Genomic DNA, 24,898 nt, shown 5'->3' on the forward strand with positions numbered 1-24,898 from the left:
GGATGACGGCGTGATCGTCGGCGTGGGCATCGACGTGGCCGGTATCGACCGTTTCGCGGAGGCGCTGGAACGCACGCCCGGCCTGGCGGACCGCCTCTTCGTCGAGCGCGAGCTGTGGCTGCCGAGCGGGGAACGCCGCGGCATGGCCTCCCTGGCAGCCCGCTTCGCGGCCAAGGAGGCCCTGGCCAAGTCCCTGGGCGCCCCCGGCGGCCTCCGCTGGACGGACGCCGAGATCCTCACCGAACCCAGCGGCCGCCCCCGTCTCTCCGTCCGCGGCACGGTCGCCGTATGCGCGGAGCGGCTGGGGGTGCGGGGACTGCACGTCTCACTGAGCCATGACGCGGGGGTCGCGTCGGCGGTGGTGATCGCGGAGGGGTGAGGGTTCCGCTGGGTGCGGCTTGCGGGTGCGGTTTGCGAGTGCGGGTGCGTGGTGGTTGCTGGGGTGCGCGGTCGGTTGTGTGGTGGGTGCCGGGGGCGGGGCCTCCGGCACCCACCACGAACACCAGGCGCACCACCCACGCACCCGCACCCGCACCCGCAACGACGCACCCGCACCCAGCGGAACCCGCGGAACCCTCAGGCCAGCACGTCCCGCCACGTGTCCGTCAGCGCCGTCGACACGTCGTACGCCGCGATAGGGGCGCCATGCGGGGCCGTGGTGCGGCGGGGGGCCAGGCCGTGGAGGTAGGCGCCGACGGAGGCGGCATCGCGGGCGGGGAGGCCCGTGGCGAGCAGGGAACCGATCAGGCCGGAGAGCACGTCGCCGCTGCCCGCCGTGGCCAGCCAGCCGGTGCCGGTGGGGTTGACGCGTACCGGCTGGTGCTCGGCGGCGATCAGCGTGGTGGACCCCTTCAGGAGGACGGTCGCGCCGTAGCGTTCGGACAGGGCCCGGACGGCGGCGAGGCGGCCCGACTCGACCTCCTCGCGGCTCACGCCGAGCAGCGCCGCGGCCTCGCCCGCATGCGGGGTGAGGACGGTCGCCGCCTCGCGTTTGCGCAGGTCGCTCCCGGTGGGCAGCAGGTGGAGCCCATCGGCGTCGACCAGGACCGGGACGTCGGAGGCGAGGACGTCGTCCAGGGAGTGCTTGGCCGCCGCGCCGTCGCCGAGGCCGGGGCCGACGACCCACGACTGGACGCGGCCCGCCTTGGCCGGGGGCCCGGTGTGGACGAGGGTCTCGGGGAAGCGCGAGATGACGTTGTCGGCGGCGGGGCCGACGTAGCGCACCGCCCCCGCGCCGCCCCGCAGCGCGCCAGAGACGGCCAGGACGGCCGCGCCCGGGTAGCGGGCGGAGCCCGCGACGACGCCCACCACGCCGCGCCGGTACTTGTCGCTCTCGGGTGTGGGCCGGGGCAGCAGCGCCGCGACGTCCTCGTGCTGGAGCGCCTCCACGTCGGGGTCGGCCGGAAGATGGGCGTCCAGGCCGATGTCGATCAGCCGCAGGGCGCCCGCGTGGGTGTGGGCGGGGTCGATGAGCAGCCCCGGCTTGTACGTGCCGAAGGTGATCGTGGCGTTGGCGCGCACGGCGGAGCCGCGCACCTCGCCGGTGTCGGCGTCGACCCCGCTGGGCAGATCCACGGCGACGACGATGCCGCGCACCGCCCGGACCAGCCGCTCCGCGTCGGGCCGCAGCCCGCCCTTGCCGCCGATGCCGACGATTCCGTCGATGACGAGGTCGGCGCGGGCCACGGCAGCCTCGGCGTCGTCGGAGGCCGCTTCGCCTCGGTCAGTGCCGGCCTGGCCGCCCTCGGCCGGAACCGTGCGCCCGCCGGCGGCGCGCAGCGCCGCGAGCCCGCCCTGGTGCGCCCGTTCGGGGTTGAGCAGCACCGCCGTGACCCCGGCGCCGCGCCGGGCCAGCCGGGCGCCCGCGTAGAGCGCGTCACCGCCGTTGTCGCCGCTGCCGACGAGCAGGGCCACCCGGGAGCCGTACACCCGGCCCAGCAGATCGGCGCACGCGGCCGCGAGCCCCGCCGCCGCGCGCTGCATGAGCGCTCCTTCGGGCAGCCGCGCCATCAGTTGGCGCTCGGCGGTCCTTACGGTCTCCACGCTGTAGGCAATCCTCATGCTCTTAGTCTCTCGAACAGAGGGCACTCCGTGCGTGGAAGCACGCACTCCGGTCGGCTGATCGGCCTGAGAGACTGACGGAGATGGACGAGACACCGATGCGCGCCCGTGCCGTGGTCGATCTGGCCGCCCTACGGGCCAACGTAAGGGCGCTGCGCGACGCGGCACCCACGGCCGAGCTGATGGCCGTGGTCAAGGCGGACGCCTATGGCCACGGCATGATCCCGTGCGCGCGCGCCGCCCGTAAGGCGGGCGCGAGCTGGCTGGGCGCGGCCACGCCCGAGGAGGCGCTCGGGCTGCGGGCGGCGGGGGACACGGGCCGGCTGATGTGCTGGCTGTGGACGCCCGGCGGGCCCTGGCGGCAGGCGATCGAGGCGGATATCGACGTTTCGGCCAGCGGGCTGTGGGCGCTGCGCGAGGCCGTCGCGGCGGCGCGCGCGTGCGGCCGTACGGCGCGGCTCCACCTCAAGGCGGACACCGGGCTCGGTCGTAGCGGCTGCCAGCCCGCCGACTGGCCCGCCCTGGTCGACGAGGCCCGCGCGGCCGAGGCGGAAGGGGCCATTCGGGTGACGGGGCTGTGGTCCCACTTCGCCTGCGCGGACGAGCCGGGCCATCCGTCCATCGGCGCCCAGCTATCCGTCTTCCGCGAAATGGTGGCACACGCCGAACAGGCGGGGCTGCGGCCGGAGGTGCGCCACCTGGCCAACTCCCCGGCGACCCTGACCGTGCCCGAGTCCCACTTCGACCTCGTCCGGACCGGCATCGCCACCTACGGCATCTCCCCGAGCCCCGAACTCGGCACGGCCGCCGACTTCGGCCTGCGGCCGGTGATGACGCTCTCCGCCGCGCTCGCCTCCGTCAAGCGGGTGCCGGGCGGGCACGGCGTCTCCTACGGGCACCGCTATGTGACCCCCGGCGAGACGACTCTCGCGCTGGTGCCCGTCGGATACGGGGACGGCATTCCGCGCCATGCCTCGGGCACCGGCCCGGTGCTGGTCGCGGGAAAGTGGCGGACCATCGCGGGTACGGTCGCCATGGACCAGTTCGTGGTGGACTTGGGCGGGGACACCGCCGCCCCGGGGGACGAGGCGGTGCTGTTCGGTCCGGGTGACCGGGGCGAGCCGACCGCCGAGGACTGGGCACGTGCCGTGGGCTCGATCGCCTATGAGATCGTGACGCGAATCTCGGCCCGGATCCCCCGCGTTTATGTAGGTGAGGACGGGGGCACAGGGAACTGACCATGGGCGACGAGAGCACGGCCGGCAGTACGGCAGAGATGGCGACGAGAGTCGCGGCGGGGGCCACAGCCGTGAGCTGGCGCCGGGGCGCCGGATTCGCGGGAGCCACGATCGGCGTGCTCGCGGCGGGGGCGGCCGCGGGCGTCGCGCTGGAGCGGCTGACGGTCGGCCGCGGCGTACGACGCAAGGCGCGCCTCGCACTGGACGCCGAGGGCCCTTACGGCACCCTGCGCGGCACTCCGGGCAGGGCGATCGCCGACGACGGCACCGAGCTCTACTACGAGGTCGAAGAGGTGCGGGAGAACGCCGCCGCGCCCTCGCCGCGACGCAAGCGGCGGTTCGGGCGCCGCACCCCCACCCCCGTCACCATGGTCTTCAGCCATGGCTACTGCCTCGGCCAGGACTCCTGGCACTTCCAGCGCTCAGCGCTGCGCGAGGTGGTCCGCACCGTCTACTGGGACCAGCGCTGCCATGGCCGCTCGGCGCGCGGCTGCTCCCAGGCGGACGGCGAGGCGATCAGCATCGACCAGCTCGGCCGCGATCTGAAGGCGGTCATAGACGCGGCCGCGCCCGAGGGCCCGCTGGTGCTGGTCGGCCACTCCATGGGCGGGATGACGATGATGGCGCTCGCCGCGCAGTTCCCCGACCTGATCCGCGAACGCGTGATCGGCGCGGCCTTCATCGGCACCTCGGCGGGCCGGCTGGGCGAGGTCAGCTTCGGCCTCCCGGTGGTCGGGGTGAACGCGGTGCGGCGGGTGCTGCCGGGGCTGCTCAAGGCGCTGGGCTGGCAGGCCGACCTGGTCGAGCGGGGGCGGCGGGCGACCGCCGATCTCTTCGCGGGGCTGATCAAGCGCTATTCGTTCGGCTCGAAGGACGTGGACCCGGGGGTCGCACGGTTCGCCGAGCGGCTGATCGAGGCCACGCCGATCGATGTGGTGGCGGAGTTCTACCCGGCGTTCATCGCCCACGACAAGGCGGCCGCGCTGCCGCACTTCGACGGGCGGCCGGTGCTGGTGCTCGCGGGCGACAAGGACCTCATCACCCCGATGGAACACAGCGAGGCGATCGCGGAGCTGCTTCCCGGCGCTGAGCTGGTGATCCTCGAAGAGGCCGGGCATCTGGTGATCCTCGAGCATCCCGAGGTGGTCAACGGCCACCTGACCGAGCTGCTCTCGCGGGCCGTGGACGGGGCGGGCGACCGGGCGAAGTGGGGCGTGTCGGGCTGAGGGGCGGGGGCCTGCGGGGGCCGCCGTGGCGGCCTGGTGCCGAGGTCGGTCGCCGGCGGCGTATCGCTCGCGCGGCTCGGCGAGTTCTGCCCGGCCGAGGCCGGCAACCTCAGGGAGCCGGGCGCCGTCGTGCTCCAGCGCCCGGCGTGACCAGTGGAAGTCGTGGTCTCCTTCGTGCGCGTCGGACCTATGTCCTGTTGCTGCCTGGGCCCGTTGGCACGGCGGAGTTTCCGGTCATGTGGCCAGGTCCAGCCATTCCCCGACGGCCAGCACGTGTGCGCGGCGTCCGGCGTGCGTGCGGAACTCCTTCTCCGGGTCGGATACCTCGACGTAGCCCTCGATCTTGTCCGGCTGCTCCGTCTCGTAGTGCATGGGCACTGCGTACCGGGCGTCGAGGATCTCCGCGGCCGCGGCGGCCTGCCTCGGGTCCATCGCGGCGGGCAGCGGGCTCGGCGGCTGCAGGTGCGGCGCGTCGACCACCGCGCCGTTGGCGGGCAGGAACACCGCGTCGAACGGGCTGAACCGGCGCGCGATGCGCCACCAGTAGCCGTGGAACATCGTGTCGCCGCCGTGGAAGACCCGCTGCCCGTCGGCCTGCACCACCCAGTTCAGCTGGGGGTCGCCCAGCCCGTCGACGGAGGGGACCGCGGTGACGCGGAACGGCCCGACGTCGCGGGCGGACCAGGCATCCACGACCTCGGCGGCCAGCCGGTGCAGGGCCAGTTCGCGCTCGGCCGGCAGCGTCGTCACGTTGTCCACGTCGTCGCCGTGACCGGGCGCCGGTCGCAGCACCGGCGCCCCCGGCGTCAGCGCGTTCGCGAGCGCGGACGCGTCGGTGTGGTCCCGGTGCAGGTGGGTGACCAGTGCGGCGGTGACCATCCCGCTCGGCACCGCCAGCCCCTCGCCGGGCTTCCACCCCGTGAACAGCGGTGAGAGGTCCCGCACGTAGTCGATCACCAGTCGCTTGCCGCCTGCCTCGATCTCCAGTCCGGCCCAGCCCAGTCGTCGCACCCGCATCCCGCACTCCTTCGTCCCGGTGGTTGCCATGGAATTTAGCGTACGGCCGTTCTCTAAAGCAATAGCGAACGGCCGTACGCTATCCTCGTCGCATGTCACCACGACGCTCAGCGGTGGAAGCGCAGGCCACCAGGGGCCGGATCCTCGGCCGTGCCGCCGAGATCGCCTCCGAGGAAGGGCTGGACGGCATCACCATCGGCCGGCTCGCCGAGGAGCTGGAGATGAGCAAGTCCGGGGTGCACAAGCACTTCGGCACCAAGGAGACGCTGCAGATCTCCACGCTGGACAAGGCGTTCGTGGACTTCTGGCACCGGGTGGTCGAGCCCGCACTGGCCGAGCCGCCGGGTCTGCGGCGGCTGCGCGCGGTGTGCGCCAACTCCGTGGGCTACCTGGAAGCGCCGCTGCTGCCCGGCGGCTGTCTGATGACCGCGGCGCTCAGCGAGTACGACGGCCGCCCCGGCCTGGTCCGCGACGCGGTGGCCGAGGTGTGGTCGCGCTGGCGGGAACGGCTGCGGGCGGACCTGGCCGCGGCGGTGGAGAGCGGCGAGCTACCCGCCGGGTTCGACATCGAGCAGGCGCTGTTCGAGATCGTCGCCGCCGGACTGGCGCTGAACGCGGCCATGCAGCTCCAGCACGATCGGGCGGCCGCGGGCCGGGCCCGCCGCGCGATCGAACGGGCCTTGGGCCAGCCCTGACCGCACGCCGGACCGGGAGGCCGGGCATCTGGTGATCATGGGGCATCCCGAGGTGGTCAACGGCCACCTGACCGAGCTGCTCTCGCGGGCCGCGGGCCGCGGCCCGCGGCCTGCTCTTGGCCGTCCGGCGTCTGGTCCCGGGCGGCTCGGTGCGCGTGCCCGGTGGCCGGGTGGGCGGTGCCCGGCGGTCCGGTGGCCCGTGCCCGGTGGCCGGGTGGGCGGTGCCCGGCGGTCCGGTGGCCTGTACCCGGTGGCTGGGTGGGCGGTGCCCGGCGGTCCGGTGGCCCGTGCCCGGTGGCTGGGTGGGCGGTGCCCGGCGGTCCGGTGGCCTGTGCCCGGTGGCTGGGTGGGCGGTGCCCGGCGGTCCGGTGGCCCGCGCCCGGCGGTCCGGTGGCCTGTGCCCGGTGGCTGGGTGGGCGGTGCCCGGCGGTCCGGTGGCCCGTACCCGGTGGCCGGGCGGGCCGTACCCGGTGGGCTCGGTGCCTGTCCTGACGGTGTCCGCGTGGCCGTCCGGCCGGCTGTCCGACCGCCCGGCCAGGGCGTTCGTGCCGGTCCGCGCCGGGCTTTTCGTGCCCGTACCATCGGCGAGTATGGACGTAGGCACGCGCATCACCGTCACCTCTCCCGACCAGATGCGGGACCTGGGCCGCAGACTCGCCAAGCTGCTGCGCCCCGGCGATCTGGTCCTGCTCACCGGTGAACTCGGCGCGGGCAAGACGACCCTGACGCGGGGCCTGGGCGAGGGGCTCGGCGTCCGTGGCGCCGTCACCTCCCCCACCTTCGTGATCGCCCGGGTGCACCCCTCGCTGGGCGACGGTCCGCCGCTGGTCCATGTCGACGCGTACCGGCTGAACGGCGGCCTCGACGAGATGGAGGACCTGGACCTCGACGTCTCCCTGCCGGCTTCGGTGGTGGCCGTGGAGTGGGGCGAGGGGAAGGTCGAGGGGCTGGCGGAGGACCGGCTGCATGTGGTGATCCAGCGGACGGTGGGCAGCGACATGGCGGTCACGGACGCGATGGCCGCCGATGTGGACGACGTACGGGACGTGGTGGTGACCGGCGTCGGCCCCCGCTGGGCGGGGGAGGACCTGGCGTCGCTCGCGGGGTAGCGCCGGGGGTAGCGCAGCGAGGTAGCGCCGCGGGACGGTCCAGCCCGGCAGAGCCGCCGGGTAGAGCTCGCGTGCAGATGCCGAGTAGTTTCCGACAAGCCGTCGGCATGCTGTTGCATTCCGGGCATCGCCCGTGGTCACATGGGGGGAGAAAGCGTGGGTTAGGTCTGCCTAACTCCGCTCGACTGCCCCAGCACCCTCAGGAGGCATCCATGTCGGCCCACGACCCCGTGGCCGGGACCGGCGCGCGCGAGGACCGGTCACCGTCGATGTCGGAGCTCCTGGCAGCGTGTGCGGCGGCGAGCGCGGTCTCGACGCCTCCTCGGCCGGCCGAGGAGGAGACTCCCGCGTCCGCCCAGACGCCCGCGTCAGCCGAGTCCGAGTCCGAGTCCGAGCCCGCGGCGGACGACGAGGAGCGCGACGCGGCATAGCGCCCGTCGGGGCTGCGTCATCTCCGCTACGGACTACGGGACTACCGGACTACCGGGCTACGGGATGACGACGACCTTCGTGTCCACCTGGGCGAAGTCCCACATCGCCGCACTGTCCGCCCGGCTCTCCCGGACGGCCCCGGTCCGCTTGCGCGCGTTCGGGTCCGGCATCGACCCGTCCACCGCCGCACTGAAACCGAACACGACCCCCCCTTCCGAGTGGAAGACGACGACGTGCTCGACCTGCACTCCGTCCGATCCGACCCCGCCCTTGTTGCGCGAGGTCACGGAGTAGGTTCCCGGGTCGGGGCTGGCCGGGCTCGGGCCCACCTGAAAGGTGTGGGTGGCCTTACCGTCGGCACCGACCAGCCAGACCCGCTTGTCGCCCAGTGCGTAGACGATCCGTACGCCGGTGCCGGAGCCGGCCGGAAGGGCGGTGGACTTCTGCTTCGACGCCGCGCCGTCCTTGTCCTTCTTCTTGGACTCGGCGGCGTGCGACCCGGGCCGGGCCTGGGTCGGATGGTCGGGCGCGGTCGCGGCGGCCTGGTAGCCGAGGAATCCGACGACGCCCAGCGCGGCGGCGGTGAGTACGACCACAGCGGGCCCGGTACTGCTCCTTGGCACGGCGGCAACCCTCTCCTGCGGTCAGTACGTGCTGACGGCCCGTACACACTTACGGCGACGGTAGCACCGGCGCCCGCCGCCCCGCCGCGCTCCGGCCGACCGGTGACCGAGCTGTTCCACCGTCGGTACGAAAGGTCGGTACGAAAGAACGACCTTCCGGCGCGCCGTAGGCTGTTCTCGTGCTGTTGCTCGCTCTTGATACCGCCACCCCCGCCGTGACCGTCGCCCTGCACGACGGCTCCGCAGTGATCGCCGAATCCTCGGACGTGGACGCCCGGCGCCACGGCGAGCTGCTGCTGCCCGCCGTGCACCGGACGCTGAAAGAGGCGGGCACCGAGCTGGCCGCGGTGACGGAGATCGTCGTCGGGGCGGGTCCCGGCCCGTACACCGGACTGCGCGTGGGCCTGGTGACCGCGGCCACCTTCGGGTCGGCCCTCGGCGTCCCCGTCCACGGGCTGTGCACCCTGGACGGGATCGCGTACGCCGCCGGGCGGGCCGGTCTGGACGGCCCCTTCGTCGTGGCCACGGACGCGCGGCGCAAGGAGGTCTACTGGGCGCGCTACGACGACGCCCGGACCCGCGTCACCGAGCCCGCCGTCGACCACCCCGCCGATCTCGCCGAGCGGGTCGCCGGGCTGCCCGCGGTCGGCGCGGGCGCGCTGCTCTACCCGGCGGCCTTCGCCGACGTACCGCCCGGGATGCCGGAGTACCAGTCGGCCGGGGCGCTCGCCTCGCTCGCCGCCGAGAAGCTGGCGCGCGGCGAGGAGCTGCCGCCGCCCCGGCCCCTGTACCTGCGCCGGCCCGACGCCAAGGTGCCCGCCAACTACAAGGTGGTCACCCCGAAGTGAGCGGCGCGACCGTGACGCTGCGCGAGATGCGCTGGTGGGACCTGGGTCGGGTGATGGAGCTCGAAGAGGAGCTGTTCCCCGAGGACGCCTGGTCGCGGGGGATGTTCTGGTCCGAGCTCGCCCATGCCCGGGGCCGGGACGCCACCCGGCACTATGTGGTGGCGGAGAGCGGGCCCCGGCTGGTCGGATACGCCGGGCTCGCCGTCTTCGACCGCACCGGCGACGTCCAGACCATCGCCTCCGCCCGCGACCACTGGGGCACCGGACTCGGCGCCCGCCTCCTCACCGACCTCCTTACGGCCGCCACCGCCTTCGAATGCCGTGAGGTGCTGCTGGAGGTGCGGGTCGACAACGCCCGCGCGCAGCGGCTGTACGAGCGCTTCGGCTTCGAGCCCATCGGCATACGCAGGGGCTACTACCAGCCCGGCAATGTGGACGCCCTGGTCATGCGGCTGTCCGACCCGGCGGCGCCGGGTGTGACGGCGGGGGGCATCGTGACTGCCGCGGATGGCGAGGCGGGTGTGTCCCCCGAGAGGGTTGTGTCCCCCGAGGCTGGTGTGCCCACCGAGACCAGCGCGCCCGTTGACGTCGGCGCGTCCCCTGACACGAACGGGTCCCCCGAGACCAGCACGTTCACCGCGAACCCCGCGAATTCCGCGAACCCCGCGACCTCAGTACAAGGAACCGAGACCCATGGCTGACGAACCCCTCGTCCTCGGCATCGAGACCTCCTGCGACGAGACCGGCGTCGGCATCGTCCGCGGCCACACCCTCCTCGCCGACGCCGTCGCCTCCAGCGTGGACGAGCACGCCCGCTTCGGCGGTGTCGTCCCCGAGGTCGCCAGCCGCGCCCATCTGGAGGCGATGGTCCCCACGATCCAGCGTGCGCTGAAGGAGGCCGGGGTCGCCGCCTCCGACCTCGACGGCATCGCCGTCACCGCGGGCCCCGGGCTCGCCGGCGCGCTGCTGGTCGGCGTCTCGGCCGCCAAGGCGTACGCCTACGCCCTCGGCAAGCCGCTCTACGGCGTCAACCACCTCGCCTCCCACATCTGCGTCGATCAGTTGGAGCACGGTCCGCTGCCCGAGCCGACGATGGCGCTGCTGGTGAGCGGCGGCCACTCCTCGCTGCTCCTCGCGCCCGACATCACCTCCGACGTCCGCCCGCTCGGCTCGACCATCGACGACGCGGCGGGCGAGGCGTTCGACAAGATCGCCCGGGTGCTGAACCTGGGCTTCCCCGGCGGCCCCGTCATCGACCGCATCGCCCGCGAGGGCGACCCGGACGCGATCGCCTTCCCGCGTGGGCTGACCGGTCCGCGGGATGCCGCGTACGACTTCTCCTTCTCGGGGCTGAAGACCGCTGTCGCCCGCTGGATCGAGGCGAAGCGGGCGGCGGGCGAGGAGGTCCCGATCGCCGATGTCTCGGCCTCCTTCCAGGAGGCGGTCGTGGACGTGCTGACCCGTAAGGCCGTCCGCGCCTGCAAGGACGAGGGCGTGGCGCATCTGATGATCGGCGGCGGCGTCGCCGCCAACTCCCGGCTGCGGGCCTTGGCCGAACGCCGCTGCGAGGACGCGGGCCTCACCCTGCGGGTGCCGCGGCCGAAGCTGTGCACGGACAACGGGGCGATGGTCGCGGCGCTCGGCGCGGAGATGGTGACGCGGGGACGGTCCGCCTCGGCCTGGGACCTGTCGGCGGACTCCTCGCTTCCGGTGACGGATCCGCACGTCCCGGACCCGAACGCGCACGCCCACTCCCATGACCATGTGCACGAGCTGAGCCGGAAGAACCTGTACGCATGACCGTCGCGCTGATGTGGGAAGCCCGAGCCGTGGCGGGGAAGGGCGATGAGCTGCTGGCGTGGGCCACCCGCCAGCCCCTCGACCCGGCCCCGCTGCGCCGCGAGACCTTCCGCGCGCCCGAGGACCGCGTCCTCGTCATCACCTGGTGGGACGGTGCCTACGACACCCCGGACCTGCCGGAACTCCCCGAACCGGGGGAGGACTTGGCCCGACGCGCGGTGCACCGCTGGCGCTTCGAGGCGGTCAAGGACGAGAACTGAGCCGCACGGCTCGCCTCGGCCGCGCGGCGGCCCCGGCTGTGTCCCGCGCCTTGGCCGTACGGCGCGCCTCGCCGTACGGCGGCCCTGGCGCTGCCCCGCTCCCTGGCTGTGCTGCCTCGGCCCTACCGTGCGCCCCCGGCCGTGCCCCGCGCCCTGGCGGTGCGGCCCCCGGCCGTACCGCGCGCTCCGGCTGTGCCGTCCCGGGCCGTACCTCGAGCCCCGGCGTACCCCCGAGCCCCCGCCTGTAATGCTGCCCGGGCCGTGCCGTCTGCTGTCCCCGGCCGTACCGCCTCCCTGCCTTACGGCCCCCGGCCACGCCCTCACGCTCACCCTCACCGGAGGGCATCCGTGAGATCGGCGAGGTGCCCGGAGACCGGGCCCAGGGTGAGCAGTCCGCTGCCCGCCCCGGCCAGCTCTGCCGCCGCCGGGGCGAGGGCGGTGCGGGCGCGCGCCATCGTTTCCCGGTCGCCGACGGCGATGGCCGCCCGCCCGGTGAGACACCACAGGGCCTCCAGCAGCAGATCGCGGGGCGGCTCCGGGACCGCGCGCAGCGCCGCCGCGGCCTCGGCGCGCTGGTCCCGGGCCAGCAGCACCAGCGGGCGGGCCCAGGGCGCGTACGGCCCCCAGTCGAGGTCCGCGTCGGTCGGGGCGGGCCGCCCTTGCTCCACGCGCAGACAGAGCAGCGCGAGCGGCAGCAGACCGTGTTCCAGACCGGGCATCCCGGCGCCGTCCAGCCGTGTGGCCGCGTCCCGGTAGGCCGCCTCGGCCTCGGCCGCCTGCCCGGTCGCGGCCAGCCGTAGTGCCCGGTACCACTCGGTGAACACGCTTACCAACGGCCGCTCATGGCGTTCGCCCAGACGGTCGGCGGCGGCCGCGTGCCGGTCGGCAGAAGCGAAGTCCGCGAGCGCGCTGCGGGCCTGGAGCCGGATGAGATGGCCGAGCACCTCGAAGGTGACCAGGCCGTGCCGGGCCGACAGGGCGATCAGCTCGGCCCCGGTCGCGTCCCGGCGCGGCGCCAGCCCCGCGTGGTCGAAGGTCTGCATGAAGACACCGTTCAGGGCGAACGCCAGCAGCGCGGGATCGTCCAGCCGCCGGGCGATCTCCTCGGCCTGCCGAGCCGCTTGGCGGCCACGTTCGGAGCGACCCCCACGCGACTCGACGGCAACCGTGGCCAACAGCCGCGCCCGCACCGCCTCATGACGTGGCGCCACCTCGCCAGTAGCCCCGGGCGCGCCGAGGTTTCCCCCGGCGGAACTCCCGCGCCCGACGGCCTCGTAGCCGGAGGTCCAGCGGCTGGGCAACTCGTGCCCGGTCACCGCGCGCTCCGGCGCGCCGTGGCCAAGCGTGTCGCGGCCGGTTGCCCCATGGCTGGGGACCTCGTTGCTCAGCGCCTCGTGTCCGGGGCCCTCGTGTCCGGGGCCCTCGTGCCCGGTCACCGCGCGCCCCGGTGCTTCGTGGTCGGGCGCGTCGGGGCCGGTTGCCTCGTCCTCGGGCGCCCCATGGCCGGGGGTCTCATGACTGGGCGTCCCATGCCCGGGGGCCCCGTGAGCGCGCGCCTCCTGGCCTGAGGGCTCCTGGCTGATTCCCTTGCGAGCGCTGGCCGCGTGATCGGTTGCCCCATGTCCGGGGGCCTCATGACCGGGCGTCTCGTGAGCAGGCGCCGCATGCCCGGGGGCCTCATGACCGGGCGTCTCGTGAGCAGGCGCCGCATGGCCAGGCGCCCCATGGCCAGGGGGTTCAACCACAGGGGCCCCGTCGCCTGGCACCCCGGGACCGGCCGCGAGCGCGGCCAACGTGCGTTCGGCTGCGGCCACGATCGACGACGCCTGTTCCGGGTCGTCCAGGCGGGTCCAGATTGCCGGGACGTCGTAGGCGCCGATGACGCGGGCGGTCAGTTCGGGGTCGCCCAGTTCCTCCGCTGCCGCGACCGCGGCCACGCGTTGCTGTCGGGCTGTCCGGAGGCCGCCGCCTCCGGTCATCGAGAGGTCGCGGAGGAGGCCGACCGTGGACTCCAGGCGGGCCCGTGCGCCGGAGGCCACCGTGCGGTCGTAGGCGGCGGCGGCTTCCGCCCATACCCGGGCGGCTGCCCCGCCCCCGGCCGTGGCGGGGTCGAGGTGGGGCGCCTGGGCGAGGATGTCGGTCTGCAGGCGGCGCAGTTCCGGGCCCGGGTCCACGCCCAGTTGCTCGACCAGCAGCGTCCGGGCCCGGCGCAGGACCGCCAGCGCGTCGCCCTGGCGGCCGGTGCGGTACAGCGCGAGGGCCAGCGCCCGCCAGGCGCCCTCGCGCCAGGGGTGCTCGGCCAGATGCGCCTCCAGGTCCGGGACCGCCTCGGCGGCCCGGCCCAGCGCCAGGCGGGCCTCCGCCTGCCGTTCGACGGCGTGCAGCCGCAGCTCCGCCAGCCGGGAGCGTTCGCCCCGGGCCCAGTCCTCGTCGGCGAACTCCGCGTACGCGGGGCCGCGCCACCGGCTCAGCGCCTGCTCCAGCCGGGGCAGCGCGCCGTCCGGCGGCAGGGTCGCGGCGGCGGACACGTCCTGTTCGAAGCGCCAGGCGTCCACCGCGTCCGCATCGGCGCGCAGCGCGTACCCGGGCCCCTCGGTGACCAGCAGCCGGGCGGGGCTGCGGGGCGGGCGCTGCGGCTCCAGGGCGCGGCGCAGCGCGGCCACGAACGTACGTACCGCGCCGACCGCCCCCGGAGGCGGCTCCGTCCACAGGTCGTCGACCAGCCGGGATACGGGTACGACGCGACGGCGGGCGACGATCAGCCGGGCCAGCACCGCGCGGTGCCGTGGCCCCTTCAGCGCGATGGCGCGCTCGTCGGCGTCCCAGGCCACCACCGGCCCCAGCACCCCGAACCCGACCCGCATGCGGTCACCGTAGCGCGCTGATCGGATGCTCATCCGCGCCCGGCAGGCTGACAGGCACCTGGTCACACCTGGACCATCCACAGCAAGGGCGGAAACATGGGCCTTCTCATCTCCGGCTTCGACTACCGGCGCGTCCCCGTCGCCGACGGCGTGTCCCTGAACGCGGCCGTCGCGGGCTCGGGCAGCCCCCTCGTGCTGCTGCACGGCTTCCCGCAGACCCACCTGATGTGGCGGCATGTCGCCGCCGACCTCGCGGCCGACCACACCGTGATCTGCCCCGACCTGCGCGGCTACGGCGCCAGCGACAAACCGGCCGCCGATGCGGATGCCGACGCCGAAGCAGATGCCGACGCCGATGCCGACGGCGCCGCCTACGCCAAGCGCACCATGGCCGCCGACATCGTCGCCCTGGCCCGCGCCCTCGGCCATGACCGCTTCGCCCTGGCCGGGCATGACCGCGGCGCCCTGGTCGCCTTCCGGGCGGGTCTCGACCACCCTGCGGCGATCACCCATCTCGCCTGCCTGGACGTGCTGCCGACCCTCGACATGTGGGACGTGATGCGCGGCACCACCGCCGCGGTCGGCTTCCATCTCTATCTGATGGCCCAGCCCCCGGGGCTGCCCGAACGGATGATCGCCGCCTGCCCCGACGATTTCTTCGGCCACTTCCTGGACCTGTGGGCGGGCGACCCCGACGCCATCCCCGCCGACGTCCGCACCGCCTATCTGGACGCCTGCCGCGCCGCGGTGCCCTCGATCGTGGCCGACTACCGCGCCTCCGCCGGTGTCGACGTCGACCACGACCGGGCCGACCGGGACGCCGGGCGCCGGCTGACGATGCCGCTCACCGTGCTCCAGCAGGACTGGGGCGCCGCCCTCGGCTATGACGCGGCGGCGGTGTGGCGCGCCTGGGCCGACGACCTGAAGCACCGCACCGTGGGCTACGGCCACTTCATGGCCGAGGAGGCACCCGCCGACATCGCCAAGCACCTGCGGGAGCTGCTCTCCCGCTAGAGCCGGAGCCCCAACAGCACTAGAGCTTCGCCGTCACGCCGTCCGGGCGTAGTGCTCGGCGATCTCGTCGCTGGTCGTCACCCACACCCCGGGGTGGTTCACGACGTACTCCAGCGCCTGGTCCACGTACGTGTGCCGGAACGGCTGGTTGATCACGAACGGATGCAGCACCAGGGACATCACCCGGCCGCTGGTGGCCGCGTCGGCGTAGAGCTGGTCCAACTGGTCCTTGACGATCCGGACGAAGTCCGGCCCGCTGAGGCTCTTGCCCACGAACAGCTGGACGTCGTTGACCTCGATCGAATACGGCACGCTCAGCATGCCCGGCACGTTCAGCCGGTACGGCTGGTCGTCGTTGGCCCAGTCCAGCACGTATCCCAGCCCCAGCTCGGCCAGGAGTTCCGGGGTGCGGAAGGTCTCGGTCAGGGCCGGTCCCAGCCAGCCGCGCGGCCTGCTGCCGGTGGCCTTCTCGATGGTGTCGATCACGTCGGTGAGGTAGGCGCGCTCCTCCTCGGGGGACATGTCCGCCTGGAGGACCGAGTTGTTCTTGCCGTGCGCCGCCCACACCCAGTTCCGCTCGCGGCCGGCCCGGATGATCTGGGGGTAGCGCTCGGCGACGTCGGAGTTGAGCATCACGCTCGCCCGCACCTGGTGCCGGTCCAGGCTCTCGATCAGCCGCCAGATGCCCACCCGGGGCCCGTAGTCCCGCCACCCGTAGTTCAGCGGGTCGGGCGCCAGCGCCCTGGTGTCGGCGAAGATACTGGTCGAGGGGCGGTCGACCTGGTAGTGCTCGACGTTCAGCCCGACGTAGAAGGCCACGCGGGCGCCGTCCGGCCAGTGGATCGGTTCGCGTTCGACGATGGGGCTGTAGTCGAAGAGCTGGTTGTCCATCAGAGCTCACCTCATAGGTGCGGTGCGGCGGTTCGGTTCGGTTCGCTTGATGGGCATCGTGAAACCCTCACATCAGTGAGAAGGTCAAGCGGGGGCCTCGCATGCGGGGGCTTCGCTGCGGGGCTTCGCATGAGGAGTGGCCTCGCGAGCTGAGAGACTGCGTCGGCGTATCCCGCTGTGCTGTGAGTGCCACGAGTGACGTGCGTGCCAGCAGTGCCATGAGTGCCATGAGGAAGGACGTCATGACGCCGCCCATCGAGCTTCCGCCACCGCCGCCCGGCCCGGACGAGCGGCCGTGGAAGGACCGCGCCGGGTTGCTGGAGGAGCGGGCGCGGGCGATGGGGGCGCTGGCGCGCTGGTACCTGGCGCCACATCGGGCGCTGCTGCTGTGGCTGTCCACGCTCGTCTTCGCGCTGGGGTGGAGCCTCGCGGTCTCGGGGTTCCAGTTCCTGGTGAAGGGCGAGATCATCGAGCACGTGCTGGGCGTGATCTTCCTGGGTCTCGCCCTGGGCGCCACGGTCCCCTCCAGCCTCGGGGTGGCCTCGGGCATCCGGCGCGACGTCTTCGTGGGCGCGTGCCTCCGCGACTGGGCGGAGCTGGAGCGTGACCCCCGGACGCTGCCGCACTGGCGAGTCTCCGGCGGCGCGCTCCTCTGGCTGGGCCCGTCCATCGTGCTGACCTGCCTCGGGCTGGCGCTGGGCGGGTTCGCCGTCTTCGCGGACATCGGTACGGAGAGCTTCGGCACCGTCGCCGGTATCGGCATCGTCTTCGCGGTCGCCGGGGCGCTCGGCATGGCCAAGGCGATCGACTACTACCGCCTGGTCAGCCGCGAACTCCGCCCCGACACCGGCGTTCCGGATACCCACGGCCGGGATGCCTGCGCCCCGGACGCGCCCGGTCCCGGCTCCCCCTACGACGACGGCTTCTGTGACGACGGCTTCTGCAGTGACTGAAAGCGGTGCCGCAGTTCCTCGTACCGCTCGTTCGGGCTCTCCCCGCGCTGCTTGGCCGTCTCCTCGATGCGGGTCAGCAGCTGCCTGATCCGCACGGCGTCCATATAGGCGTCGCGCTCCAGTTTCTTGTACGCGGCGGCGGCGGGCCCCTTGTGGTCGTCCGGGTCGACCGACTGCTTCAGGTGGCCGAGACGCTCGATCTGTTCCTCGAGGTAACTGAGCATTCCCTCAAGGTCTTTGATGAGATGCGACAGATCCTGGTCCGATACGGACAGTTTGTCATTACTCATGTTCCACCGTCTCTGCCATCCTCCCATCGGCCCAGTCGCGGGATGATCGTGCCATGACCGGGGCCGGTGTGGAGAGCCACCCGGAGTTTCTTACCGGAGGTCAGTCCGGCAGGACCGTGTCCGGGGGCAATTCGATGCAAAAGTCCGCCGCGAGAACGCCCAGCACCTCGTCGTTGTCGGCGAGTTGGCGCTCCTTACGGGTGCCGTCGCAGCCGGTCTCGACGAGGGTCCGCCCGGACAGGGAGAGATGGCGGTCCGGGGTGGCGCGCTGGACGTAGAGGCTGTGCTGGAAGGGCGAGCGCGGGCTGGTGGCGACGTACCAGTTGATCACCACGTAGTCGGACGCGTGGCAGGGCTCCCGGGTGAAGGCGTACTGGTCCTGCCAGGAGCCGTCGAGGAACGCCTGGAACACCCACAGGTCCTCCAGCCCGCCGGGGTACGGCTCGCGGACGTAGCGATGGCGCCGGGTGCCGTCGTGGAACTCGGTGCCGGCCACGAGCGGCACGGCCTCCAGGAGGCTGCCGATGCTGCCGAAGCCCACATCGGCCACATAACGCCGCTCCTCGCCCGGGATCTCGACCAGCAGCAGCATGTGCGTACGCGGACGGACCGCCCCCGGGGCCGCTCCGACCCGGACCCGGCCGGAGAGGCCGGTGACGCCGAAGCCGAGGGCGGTGAGGGCGGCGGTCAGCAGCGTGTTGTGCTCGTAGCAGTAACCGCCGCGCCGACCGCGGACCAGCTTGGCCTCGAGGTCGGGGAGGGCGAGGGAGGGGGCCGAGCCGAGGACGGGCTCGAGGTTTTCGAACGGGATGGACATGAGGTGTGCCCGATGCACCGCCCGCAGCGTCTCCGCGGTGGGCACGGGGCGCCGGTCGCCGGTCCAGCCGATACGGGCCAGATAGGCGTCAAGATCGAGGTCGGTGCGGGTCGGTTCCATACCGCCGACCGTAACGCCGCGGCCCCGGCACCGGCCTCCGCTCATGGTGGGGGGCGCACCTGGTCCCCTGGACGTAGGTCCGTTAGGCCTTCGGGGCCGCCGCGAGGTGATCGAGCTGGCCCGCCTTGATGGACCGGAGCAGGGCTCCCAGCTTCACGGGGGTCGTGGCGAGGACGGTGCGGGGGTCGTCGCTCTCGCGGAGGGCGACGGCCGTGCCTATGAGGGCGAGTTCTATGCAGGAGTTTCCGTCCCCCGCGCCGGAGTAGGAAGACTTGCGCCAGTTGGCCTCGGACATTCTTTCGCCCTCACATCTGTTGAACGGTCTCGCGGATGAAGTCACGTGACTCCTTCTCTGACAACGCCAGCTCTTCGGTCCGGTCCATGACCGCCCGGTAGTTCAGAAGCTGGGACTCCCCGTCGAGGAACGCCGCGTCCTGCGCGACGTCGAGTTGAACGGTATCCAACTGCGGCACGGGGCCTGTGGCGTAGGTGACGGAGATGCCGGCGACGTGGAATCCTCCGGCCCCGATCGGGACGACCCGAACGGAGACGTTCGGGCGGTCCGAGGACTCCAGCAGGCTGTCGAGCTGCGCGCGGATCACGCGCTGATCGCCGAACCGTACGCGGAGCGCCGTCTCATGGATGATGAATGTGCAGGGCGGCGGGTCGTCCAGGTCCAGGATGTCCCGGCGTTTCATGCGGTGGGAGAGTCTTCGGCGGAGCTCCGTGGGAGACCAGCCGGGGACGGCCGTGCTCAGTACCGACCGGGCGTAGTCCTCGGTCTGCAGGAGTCCGGGGATGTGCATCAGCTCCACGACGCGCAGGCTCGTGGCGAAGTACTCCAGTTCCGCCAGATCGAGACCGGCGGCGCCGAGCGTCCCCCGGTACTCCTCCCACCACCCACGCTTGCGCTCGGTCGCCATCGCGACCAGCGCGTCGACGTATGCCTTGTCCGGGCAGACGTAGTTGGCGGCGAGTGTGCGTACGCGCTCTTCGCTGACGCCGAACCGGGCCAGTTCCATGTTGGTGACGTGCGAGCGATTGGTGCCCAGCCGGTCGGCCGCTTCCTGGATGGTGAGACCCGCGTGCTCGCGCATCCTCCGAAGCTCCGTGCCAAGTCGGCGTTGACGTGCCGTGATGGTGGTCCTCGAAGCCATGCCTGCCTTCCTCGTGGGTCGTCACCCAGTGTGGCGCGTGGCCACGAATGGGTCTATCTACTCACTAATTTCGGCGATCTGGTGGCACTAGTTAGGTGACGGCCTCTACCGTAGGTGTCGTTTCCGCTACTGCGCGTTGATCGCCGTAACGGTACGCGCGCTGTCGGCCCCCTCACAGGGAGTTGCCCCATGGATTCCGATCACGAGTCCGACGACCGTCCCCCACGCCGCCCGCCCGTTCCCTCGAGGGACCCGTACGTCTACACCCTCCAGAGCAGCCGCCACGCGACCTCCCCCAAGGTCTGCCGGGACTTCGTGGCCTGCGTTCTGAACTCCGTGGGGCAGGAGGAACTGGTCGACACGGCGACGCTGTGCACCTCGGAGCTGGCGACCAACGCGTTTCTGCACGCCGAGGGCGACTCCCTGATGCTGCGTGTGGTGATCGAGCCGCCGCGCTTCCGCGTCCTGGTCTACGACGCCTCCGCCGAACTCCCCACCGGGGCACGCCTGCCCGAGGGCGATCGTCTCCGCGGCCGCGGCCTCGGACTGGTGGCGGCCCTGGCCGACGCGTGGGGGACGGCGGAGGGGGACACGGTCGGGACGTACGCGAAGGGGGTCTGGTTCGAACTCGCGGGCAAGGCGGAGGGCGACGAGGATTAACCTCGGCGTTTTATGGTCGCGGGACCTTCGGCACCGTTTTCCTCACCGCTCGGCTTTCCTCACCGCTTGGCTTTGGAGTCCATGAAAGTCAGCGGAAATGTCTCGCCGGACTCCGCGTAACGGTGGAACCGGCTCGCCCAGGACGGCTCCCGAAGGGCTCGGACCTGGGTGCGGGGCAGGGCCATGTGCACATCGCGGGCGCCGTTCTGGTCGGCAGGGGTCGGCGCTATGTGCACGGTCGAGGGAATGGGGGTCGAGGTGAAGTCGTACCAGAAGGGGGCGCCCTGGCCGAAATCGATGCGGTAGAAGGGGAGTTTCGACCAGTTGTTGATCGCGATGGTGCCGTCGAACGCGTCCAGGGCCATGGTGGTCATGACGCGCTTGAAGCGTCCCGCATCGCGTTCGGCGCAGAGGAATGCCGTTTCCTCGCGGATCCTCTCCTCCGTGTTCATGGCATGGCCCGCGCGGACCGCCGCGGCGACCTCGCCGAGAGGACGGGAGCGCAGTTCGGCCGCGGTCATTCCGGGCCGGGTGTTGGTGACGGCGTTGCCCCAGTAGTCATCCGGTACGGCTTCGCCGGCGGACGAACGGAAGTCGGCGATGAGGCCGAGCCTTTCCTCGCTCGCGTCGGGGCGGTCACGCAATTCGCCGAGCACTTTCCACAGATGGGCGGTCAGCGCGTCATTGGTCGACACCCACCGCTCCGTGCCCGCGAGGTCGGCCATCGCGGTGTCCTTCATGGTGGCCAGTTCGGTGGCAGTGAAGCGGGTGGTCACCGTCGTCACATTGCCGAGGCTGCCCATCACGGTGCGGCCGATGAAGGCGGCCTTCTGGCCTCGCCCGGTGACCGTGAGATGGGCGCCGCCCGTACGGGTGTCACCTGTGGCCAAGGCGCCGAGCGTGTCGATGACGCCGCGGTCGTGGCTGGGTTTGGCGTATCCGAGGCCCCGGTGCTCGTTCACCCAGCTCTCCAGGAAGCTCATATAGCTGGACCCGTCGGCCACGGCGTGGTTCATCGTGAGGCCCAGGATGGAGCCCCCGCCCTTCATATGGGTGAGTTTCACCGTGAAAAGCGGCGTATCGTGGTCAACCACCCAGAACGGCATGGCGTGACTGAGATGGCGCTCCAGCCCCTTTTTCGCCGTATGCCGAGGCCCGTAGTCCGGCATGGGCTCGGATGCGTATGCCTCGACGAAGCGCACACCGCCATCGTCGCAGAGCACACTGAGACCGCCGTCGGAATCCCTCTTCATGCGGCCGGAAAGGATCGGGAAGTTGCGCAATGTCCTGGTGAGGGAGGCGCGGAGCGCCTCGCCGTCGAGCGTCTCCCGATAGAAAAAGGCACGCGGTGTATAGATCGGACCGATGAGCATGTCGTAGACGCTCAGCCGTAGGCGGTCACCGCTCGCTTCTCCGGCGCGCACGGTGAACGTTCGCTTGGCGCCGCTCTCGGTGGCGGATGCCGTCATACTCACACGCTCTTTCGTCGGGACCGAACACGCTGTCGCGTCGACGCGTCGACCCTAACGCCCCGGTCGCGAGCGGCCTCATGCACCGGAGCCGGGTTTAGGGAAATTCCGCACCTTCCGTTCGGCCTCGATCTTTCTCGGCGGTCGTGGCCGTGTTAGGCCCTGCCGTCAAAGGGGGCGCCCTGCTCCCGACGCCTGGCACGGCCGCTCGCCGCGTTGTCGCATCACCCGAGTACGCCCAGTACGGGGGCGACGCTCCGCCTTGCGATCGACCGCACCAGCCGCCGCTCGCGGCCGGGCGCCCCCTTTGACGACAGACCCTAAGCCGGGTGCCCCAGGAGCATCGTGGGGGAGCCCTTCGAGCGCGTCAGCACGATGGTGCAGGCGTTCCCGCCCTCGAGCCGGAGCTTCTTGCGGAGCTGCTCCGGCTCGACCGCCGAACCGCGCTTCTTGATGGTCGCGATGCCGACCTCCCGCTCCCGCAGCAGCGCCTTGAGCCTCTTCAGGTTGAACGGCAGCACATCCGTGATCTCGTACGCGGTGGCGAACGGCGTCGGGCGCAGCTCGTCCGTCGTGATGTAGGCGATCGTCGGGTCGATCAGCCGGCCGCCGACGCGGGCCGCGACATCGGCGACGAGATGGGCGCGGATGACGGCCCCGTCCGGCTCGTAGAGCCAGCGGCCGACCGGGCCGGGCTCGGGGGCGGGGAGGTGCGGGGTGCCGATGAGGGAGTGGGCGCTCGGCAGAAGGGTGGCGCGGCGCAGCCCGGGGCGGGCGGTGCCGAACCACAGGACGGCCTCCTTCACCTGGCCGTGGTCCGAGATCCACTCGGCCTCCGCGTCCTCGGGGACCGCCTCGTGCGGCACGCCGGGGGCGATCTTGAGGGCGGCGCGCGGGGTGGTGCGGGCGGCCTCGATGGCCCAGGAGAGGGGCGGGGAGTACGCCTCGGGGTCGAAGACGCGGCCCCGGCCGCCGCGCCGGGCCGGGTCGACGAAGACCGCGTCGAAGGGCCGGGTGTCGATGTCGGTGACATCGGCGCAGCGGATCTCGATGAGCTCGGCCAGGCCGAGCGCCTGGGCGTTGGCGCGGGCGACGGCGCAGGTCAGCGGGTCGCGATCGACGGCGAGTACGGAGATCCCGGTACGGGCGAGCGCGATCGCGTCGCCGCCGATGCCGCAGCACAGATCGGCCATGCGGCGGACGCCGAACTCCGCGAAGCGGGCGGCGCGGTACGCCGCGACGGAGGTGCGGGTGGACTGCTCGACGCCGTTCGGCGTGAAGTACATGCGGTGCGCGTCCTCGGGGCCGAATTTGGCCACCGCCCGCTGCCGCAGCGTGGCCTGGGTCAGGGCCGCCGAGACCAGCGCCGGGGGGTGGTCCCGGCGCAGCCGCGTCGCGGTGGCGAGCTCCTTCGCCGGGTCGTAGTCGCGGAGCCCGGAGAGCAGCGCCTGCCCCTCGTCGCCGAGCAGTGAGTCGAAGGCGTCAACGTCCACATGGCCCATTCTCCCCGCTCCCGCGAGCGCATTCGCCCGCGTACGGCGCGCAGATGCGCGCCTCTGGACCGAAGATCACTTATGTGATGATGATCAAGACTGGATTTCCTCGCTGTCTGGTTCTCGTCGGCGCGGCAGCCGTGCTCACGGCCTGCGGATCCCTCGGCGCCGCCACCGAGCCGCACACCGGCTCCCGTCATGGTGCTCCCATGCCGCCGGCCTCCCTCGCCTCCCGGCTGGACGACCCGCCGTCGTCCTCGCAGCCGCCGTCCGGACGGGAGCCGGAGCGGCGGCCACCGGCGTTGTCCGGGCCGGTGTACGAGGGGTACGAGGGCGAGGCCCGGGACGGCGCGTTCCCGGACGGGCCGTCGGGCTCCGGTGACGCCTCGGCGTCCGCCTCCCCGCCGGCCGCGGGGCCGTCCGGCACGGGCTCCGCACTGCCGCACTCGGCCCCGATGGGCGCCTCCGACGCCTACCGCCGCTGGGGGCTGGACCGGCCGCTGGAGCGGCCTCCGGCCCCGCCCGCCGTCAAGCCCGCGCTCGGGCGGTCGGGGCCGCAGCAGTGGGGGCTGCCGCCGATCGTGCGGCAGGTGCCGACCGACCAGCGGGTGGTCTTCGTGACGATCGACGACGGGATCGAGAAGGATCCGCGCTTCGTGGAGCAGGCTCGCGAGCTCGGGCTGCCGTTCACCGGGTTCCTTACCGACAACGTGATCGGGGACCACTACGACTACTTCGACCGGCTACGCCGGCTCGGCAACCCCATGGAGAACCACACCCTCACCCATCCCAGCCTGGCCGGTATGGCCTATGACGACCAGGTGCGGGAGATCTGCGGCCAGCGGGACAACCTGTGGGACCACTTCGGTCAAGCCCCGCGCCTCTTCCGTCCCCCTTTCGGGGAGTACGACGAGACGACGCTGCGGGCGGCGGGCTTCTGCGGGGCGCGGACGGTGGTGCTGTGGCGCGCCGAGATGGAGACCCACGGGCTGGCCTACCGCTCCGGCGACCATCTGCTGCCGGGGGACATCATCCTCGCGCACTTCCGGGGGCCGGAGCAGTTGGAGGGGCAGTCGATGACCGACTGGATCACAGGGCTGGTGCGGGCGATCCAGGCCCAGGGGTTCACGATCGGGCGGCTGGAGGACTATGTGTGACGGCGCCTGCGGGGAGGGGCTGCGAAGACGGCCTGGGGCTCTGGAGCGGGGCGGGGCCGCGCGGAGTGCCCGCGGCCCCGGAGCGTGGCGGCCGTAAGGCGGTGATGAGGTGGCGAGCGGGGGCCGACACCACGTCGCTTGGCACTCTAGTTGACTGAGTGCTAACCGCGTCATAATGTCGAGGCTGGCACTCGGGACCGATGAGTGCCAGGGATACAGCGACGGGCAGGTCCGGCACCCGCGACGACGGATTTACCTGGTCGCCACCTCAGACAGTTAACCCCGTGAGATCTCCGAAGGGGGAGGTCGGATCGTGACGACCACCAGCTCCAAGGTTGCCATCAAGCCGCTCGAGGACCGCATTGTGGTCCAGCCGCTCGACGCCGAGCAGACCACGGCCTCAGGCCTGGTCATTCCGGACACCGCCAAGGAAAAGCCCCAGGAGGGCGTCGTCCTGGCCGTGGGCCCGGGCCGCTTCGAGGACGGCAAGCGCCTTCCGCTCGACGTCTCCGTCGGTGACGTCGTGCTCTACAGCAAGTACGGCGGCACCGAGGTGAAGTACAGCGGCGAGGAGTACCTCGTCCTCTCGGCTCGCGACGTCCTCGCGATCGTCGAGAAGTAATCACCGAAGTTTTGCCTATGAGCCGCGCCCCGGTGCCCGCGTCTGAAGCCGGGGTCGGGGCGCGGTTCGTTTGAGAGGACAT

The 24,898-nt window shown here is 72.4% G+C and carries 25 protein-coding genes and 1 pseudogene; 15 read left to right on the forward strand and 11 right to left on the reverse strand.

What is annotated here, in order from left to right:
- Positions 1-10 precede the first annotated feature (10 nt).
- On the forward strand, positions 11-379 hold the full coding sequence (locus tag STRVI_RS03335; RefSeq protein WP_014054203.1) for a holo-ACP synthase: 369 nt from the start codon (positions 11-13) through the stop codon (positions 377-379).
- Between the two features lie 197 nt (positions 380-576).
- Here the strand turns inward: STRVI_RS03335 and STRVI_RS03340 are convergent, their stop codons facing one another.
- Positions 577-2,061, reverse strand: a complete 1,485-nt coding sequence (locus STRVI_RS03340; protein WP_014054204.1) for an NAD(P)H-hydrate dehydratase — start codon at positions 2,059-2,061, stop codon at positions 577-579.
- Positions 2,062-2,144: 83 nt separating this feature from the next.
- Here STRVI_RS03340 and alr point away from each other — a divergent pair, with 83 nt between their 5' ends.
- Together alr and STRVI_RS03350 are read left to right on the forward strand one after the other, a co-directional pair.
- Positions 2,145-3,299: an alanine racemase gene (gene alr, locus STRVI_RS03345; protein ID WP_014054205.1), complete on the forward strand. Its 1,155-nt coding sequence runs from the start codon at positions 2,145-2,147 to the stop codon at positions 3,297-3,299.
- Positions 3,300-3,301: 2 nt separating this feature from the next.
- The gene (locus STRVI_RS03350; RefSeq protein WP_014054206.1) at positions 3,302-4,525 is read left to right on the forward strand and encodes an alpha/beta fold hydrolase; all 1,224 of its coding nucleotides are present in this window, start codon (positions 3,302-3,304) and stop codon (positions 4,523-4,525) included.
- Between the two features lie 234 nt (positions 4,526-4,759).
- On the opposite strand, the gene STRVI_RS03360 is transcribed toward STRVI_RS03350, so the two are convergent.
- A complete protein-coding gene (locus tag STRVI_RS03360) occupies positions 4,760-5,542 on the reverse strand; it encodes an MBL fold metallo-hydrolase (RefSeq protein WP_014054207.1) in 783 nt (260 codons plus the stop codon).
- A gap of 92 nt (positions 5,543-5,634) precedes the next feature.
- On the opposite strand from STRVI_RS03360, the gene STRVI_RS03365 reads away from it, so the two are divergent.
- From STRVI_RS03365 to STRVI_RS03375, 3 genes are all read left to right on the forward strand, one after another.
- Positions 5,635-6,237 carry a TetR/AcrR family transcriptional regulator gene (locus STRVI_RS03365; protein WP_014054208.1) on the forward strand — a complete coding sequence of 201 codons (603 nt, stop codon included), beginning with the start codon at positions 5,635-5,637 and terminating at the stop codon, positions 6,235-6,237.
- A gap of 590 nt (positions 6,238-6,827) precedes the next feature.
- Positions 6,828-7,346: a tRNA (adenosine(37)-N6)-threonylcarbamoyltransferase complex ATPase subunit type 1 TsaE gene (gene tsaE / locus STRVI_RS03370; protein ID WP_043237761.1), complete on the forward strand. Its 519-nt coding sequence runs from the start codon at positions 6,828-6,830 to the stop codon at positions 7,344-7,346.
- A gap of 212 nt (positions 7,347-7,558) precedes the next feature.
- Entirely contained in the window at positions 7,559-7,777 is a 219-nt protein-coding gene (locus tag STRVI_RS03375; protein ID WP_014054210.1) for a hypothetical protein, read from the forward strand.
- 57 nt (positions 7,778-7,834) lie between these two features.
- Here the strand turns inward: STRVI_RS03375 and STRVI_RS03380 are convergent, their stop codons facing one another.
- Positions 7,835-8,401, reverse strand: a complete 567-nt coding sequence (locus STRVI_RS03380; protein ID WP_014054211.1) for a hypothetical protein — start codon at positions 8,399-8,401, stop codon at positions 7,835-7,837.
- Between the two features lie 179 nt (positions 8,402-8,580).
- On the opposite strand from STRVI_RS03380, the gene tsaB reads away from it, so the two are divergent.
- The 4 genes and pseudogenes from tsaB (at position 8,581) to STRVI_RS03400 (ending at position 11,309) form a co-directional block, all read left to right on the forward strand.
- Positions 8,581-9,249: a tRNA (adenosine(37)-N6)-threonylcarbamoyltransferase complex dimerization subunit type 1 TsaB gene (tsaB, locus tag STRVI_RS03385; RefSeq protein WP_014054212.1), complete on the forward strand. Its 669-nt coding sequence runs from the start codon at positions 8,581-8,583 to the stop codon at positions 9,247-9,249.
- Positions 9,250-9,275: 26 nt separating this feature from the next.
- Positions 9,276-9,722 (forward strand): annotated as a pseudogene (gene rimI / locus STRVI_RS03390) (ribosomal protein S18-alanine N-acetyltransferase); the annotation flags it as partial.
- A gap of 220 nt (positions 9,723-9,942) precedes the next feature.
- Positions 9,943-11,049, forward strand: a complete 1,107-nt coding sequence (tsaD, locus tag STRVI_RS03395) for a tRNA (adenosine(37)-N6)-threonylcarbamoyltransferase complex transferase subunit TsaD (RefSeq protein ID WP_014054214.1) — start codon at positions 9,943-9,945, stop codon at positions 11,047-11,049.
- Positions 11,046-11,309, forward strand: coding sequence for a hypothetical protein (locus STRVI_RS03400; RefSeq protein ID WP_014054215.1), 264 nt, complete (start codon positions 11,046-11,048; stop codon positions 11,307-11,309). The genes tsaD and STRVI_RS03400 overlap by 4 nt, the downstream gene beginning before the upstream one ends.
- A 332-nt stretch (positions 11,310-11,641) precedes the next feature.
- Here STRVI_RS03400 and STRVI_RS54000 read toward each other — a convergent pair whose 3' ends face one another.
- A complete protein-coding gene (locus STRVI_RS54000; protein WP_014054216.1) occupies positions 11,642-14,173 on the reverse strand; it encodes an AfsR/SARP family transcriptional regulator in 2,532 nt (843 codons plus the stop codon).
- Between the two features lie 96 nt (positions 14,174-14,269).
- Here STRVI_RS54000 and STRVI_RS03410 point away from each other — a divergent pair, with 96 nt between their 5' ends.
- Positions 14,270-15,187 carry an alpha/beta fold hydrolase gene (locus STRVI_RS03410; protein WP_014054217.1) on the forward strand — a complete coding sequence of 306 codons (918 nt, stop codon included), beginning with the start codon at positions 14,270-14,272 and terminating at the stop codon, positions 15,185-15,187.
- A 33-nt stretch (positions 15,188-15,220) separates the two neighbouring features.
- Here STRVI_RS03410 and STRVI_RS03415 read toward each other — a convergent pair whose 3' ends face one another.
- Entirely contained in the window at positions 15,221-16,078 is an 858-nt protein-coding gene (locus STRVI_RS03415; RefSeq protein ID WP_014054218.1) for a polysaccharide deacetylase family protein, read from the reverse strand.
- Positions 16,079-16,320: 242 nt separating this feature from the next.
- Here STRVI_RS03415 and STRVI_RS03420 point away from each other — a divergent pair, with 242 nt between their 5' ends.
- Positions 16,321-17,031 carry a hypothetical protein gene (locus STRVI_RS03420; protein WP_014054219.1) on the forward strand — a complete coding sequence of 237 codons (711 nt, stop codon included), beginning with the start codon at positions 16,321-16,323 and terminating at the stop codon, positions 17,029-17,031.
- On the opposite strand, the gene STRVI_RS03425 is transcribed toward STRVI_RS03420, so the two are convergent.
- From STRVI_RS03425 to STRVI_RS03440, 4 genes are all read right to left on the reverse strand, one after another.
- Positions 16,989-17,321: a hypothetical protein gene (locus STRVI_RS03425; protein WP_014054220.1), complete on the reverse strand. Its 333-nt coding sequence runs from the start codon at positions 17,319-17,321 to the stop codon at positions 16,989-16,991. The two genes, STRVI_RS03420 and STRVI_RS03425, sit on opposite strands and share 43 nt — an antisense overlap.
- A gap of 100 nt (positions 17,322-17,421) precedes the next feature.
- Entirely contained in the window at positions 17,422-18,258 is an 837-nt protein-coding gene (locus STRVI_RS03430) for an arylamine N-acetyltransferase family protein (RefSeq protein WP_043235354.1), read from the reverse strand.
- 82 nt (positions 18,259-18,340) lie between these two features.
- Positions 18,341-18,553: a DUF397 domain-containing protein gene (locus tag STRVI_RS03435; protein WP_014054222.1), complete on the reverse strand. Its 213-nt coding sequence runs from the start codon at positions 18,551-18,553 to the stop codon at positions 18,341-18,343.
- Between the two features lie 10 nt (positions 18,554-18,563).
- Positions 18,564-19,415, reverse strand: coding sequence for a Scr1 family TA system antitoxin-like transcriptional regulator (locus tag STRVI_RS03440; RefSeq protein WP_014054223.1), 852 nt, complete (start codon positions 19,413-19,415; stop codon positions 18,564-18,566).
- A 189-nt stretch (positions 19,416-19,604) separates the two neighbouring features.
- Between STRVI_RS03440 and STRVI_RS03445 the strand changes: the two genes are divergently transcribed.
- Positions 19,605-20,075, forward strand: coding sequence for an ATP-binding protein (locus STRVI_RS03445; protein WP_014054224.1), 471 nt, complete (start codon positions 19,605-19,607; stop codon positions 20,073-20,075).
- A gap of 59 nt (positions 20,076-20,134) precedes the next feature.
- Here the strand turns inward: STRVI_RS03445 and STRVI_RS03450 are convergent, their stop codons facing one another.
- Both STRVI_RS03450 and STRVI_RS03455 read right to left on the reverse strand, forming a co-directional pair.
- A complete protein-coding gene (locus STRVI_RS03450) occupies positions 20,135-21,544 on the reverse strand; it encodes an acyltransferase (protein ID WP_014054225.1) in 1,410 nt (469 codons plus the stop codon).
- Positions 21,545-21,864: 320 nt separating this feature from the next.
- Positions 21,865-23,046, reverse strand: a complete 1,182-nt coding sequence (locus STRVI_RS03455) for a class I SAM-dependent methyltransferase (protein WP_014054226.1) — start codon at positions 23,044-23,046, stop codon at positions 21,865-21,867.
- A gap of 44 nt (positions 23,047-23,090) precedes the next feature.
- Here STRVI_RS03455 and STRVI_RS54005 point away from each other — a divergent pair, with 44 nt between their 5' ends.
- Together STRVI_RS54005 and groES are read left to right on the forward strand one after the other, a co-directional pair.
- Positions 23,091-24,194, forward strand: coding sequence for a polysaccharide deacetylase family protein (locus STRVI_RS54005; RefSeq protein WP_014054227.1), 1,104 nt, complete (start codon positions 23,091-23,093; stop codon positions 24,192-24,194).
- Positions 24,195-24,507: 313 nt separating this feature from the next.
- Positions 24,508-24,816 carry a co-chaperone GroES gene (gene groES / locus STRVI_RS03465; RefSeq protein ID WP_014054228.1) on the forward strand — a complete coding sequence of 103 codons (309 nt, stop codon included), beginning with the start codon at positions 24,508-24,510 and terminating at the stop codon, positions 24,814-24,816.
- The last annotated feature ends 82 nt before the right edge of the window (positions 24,817-24,898 follow it).

Source organism: Streptomyces violaceusniger Tu 4113 (assembly GCF_000147815.2).
In the GTDB taxonomy this organism is placed as follows: domain Bacteria; phylum Actinomycetota; class Actinomycetes; order Streptomycetales; family Streptomycetaceae; genus Streptomyces; species Streptomyces violaceusniger_A.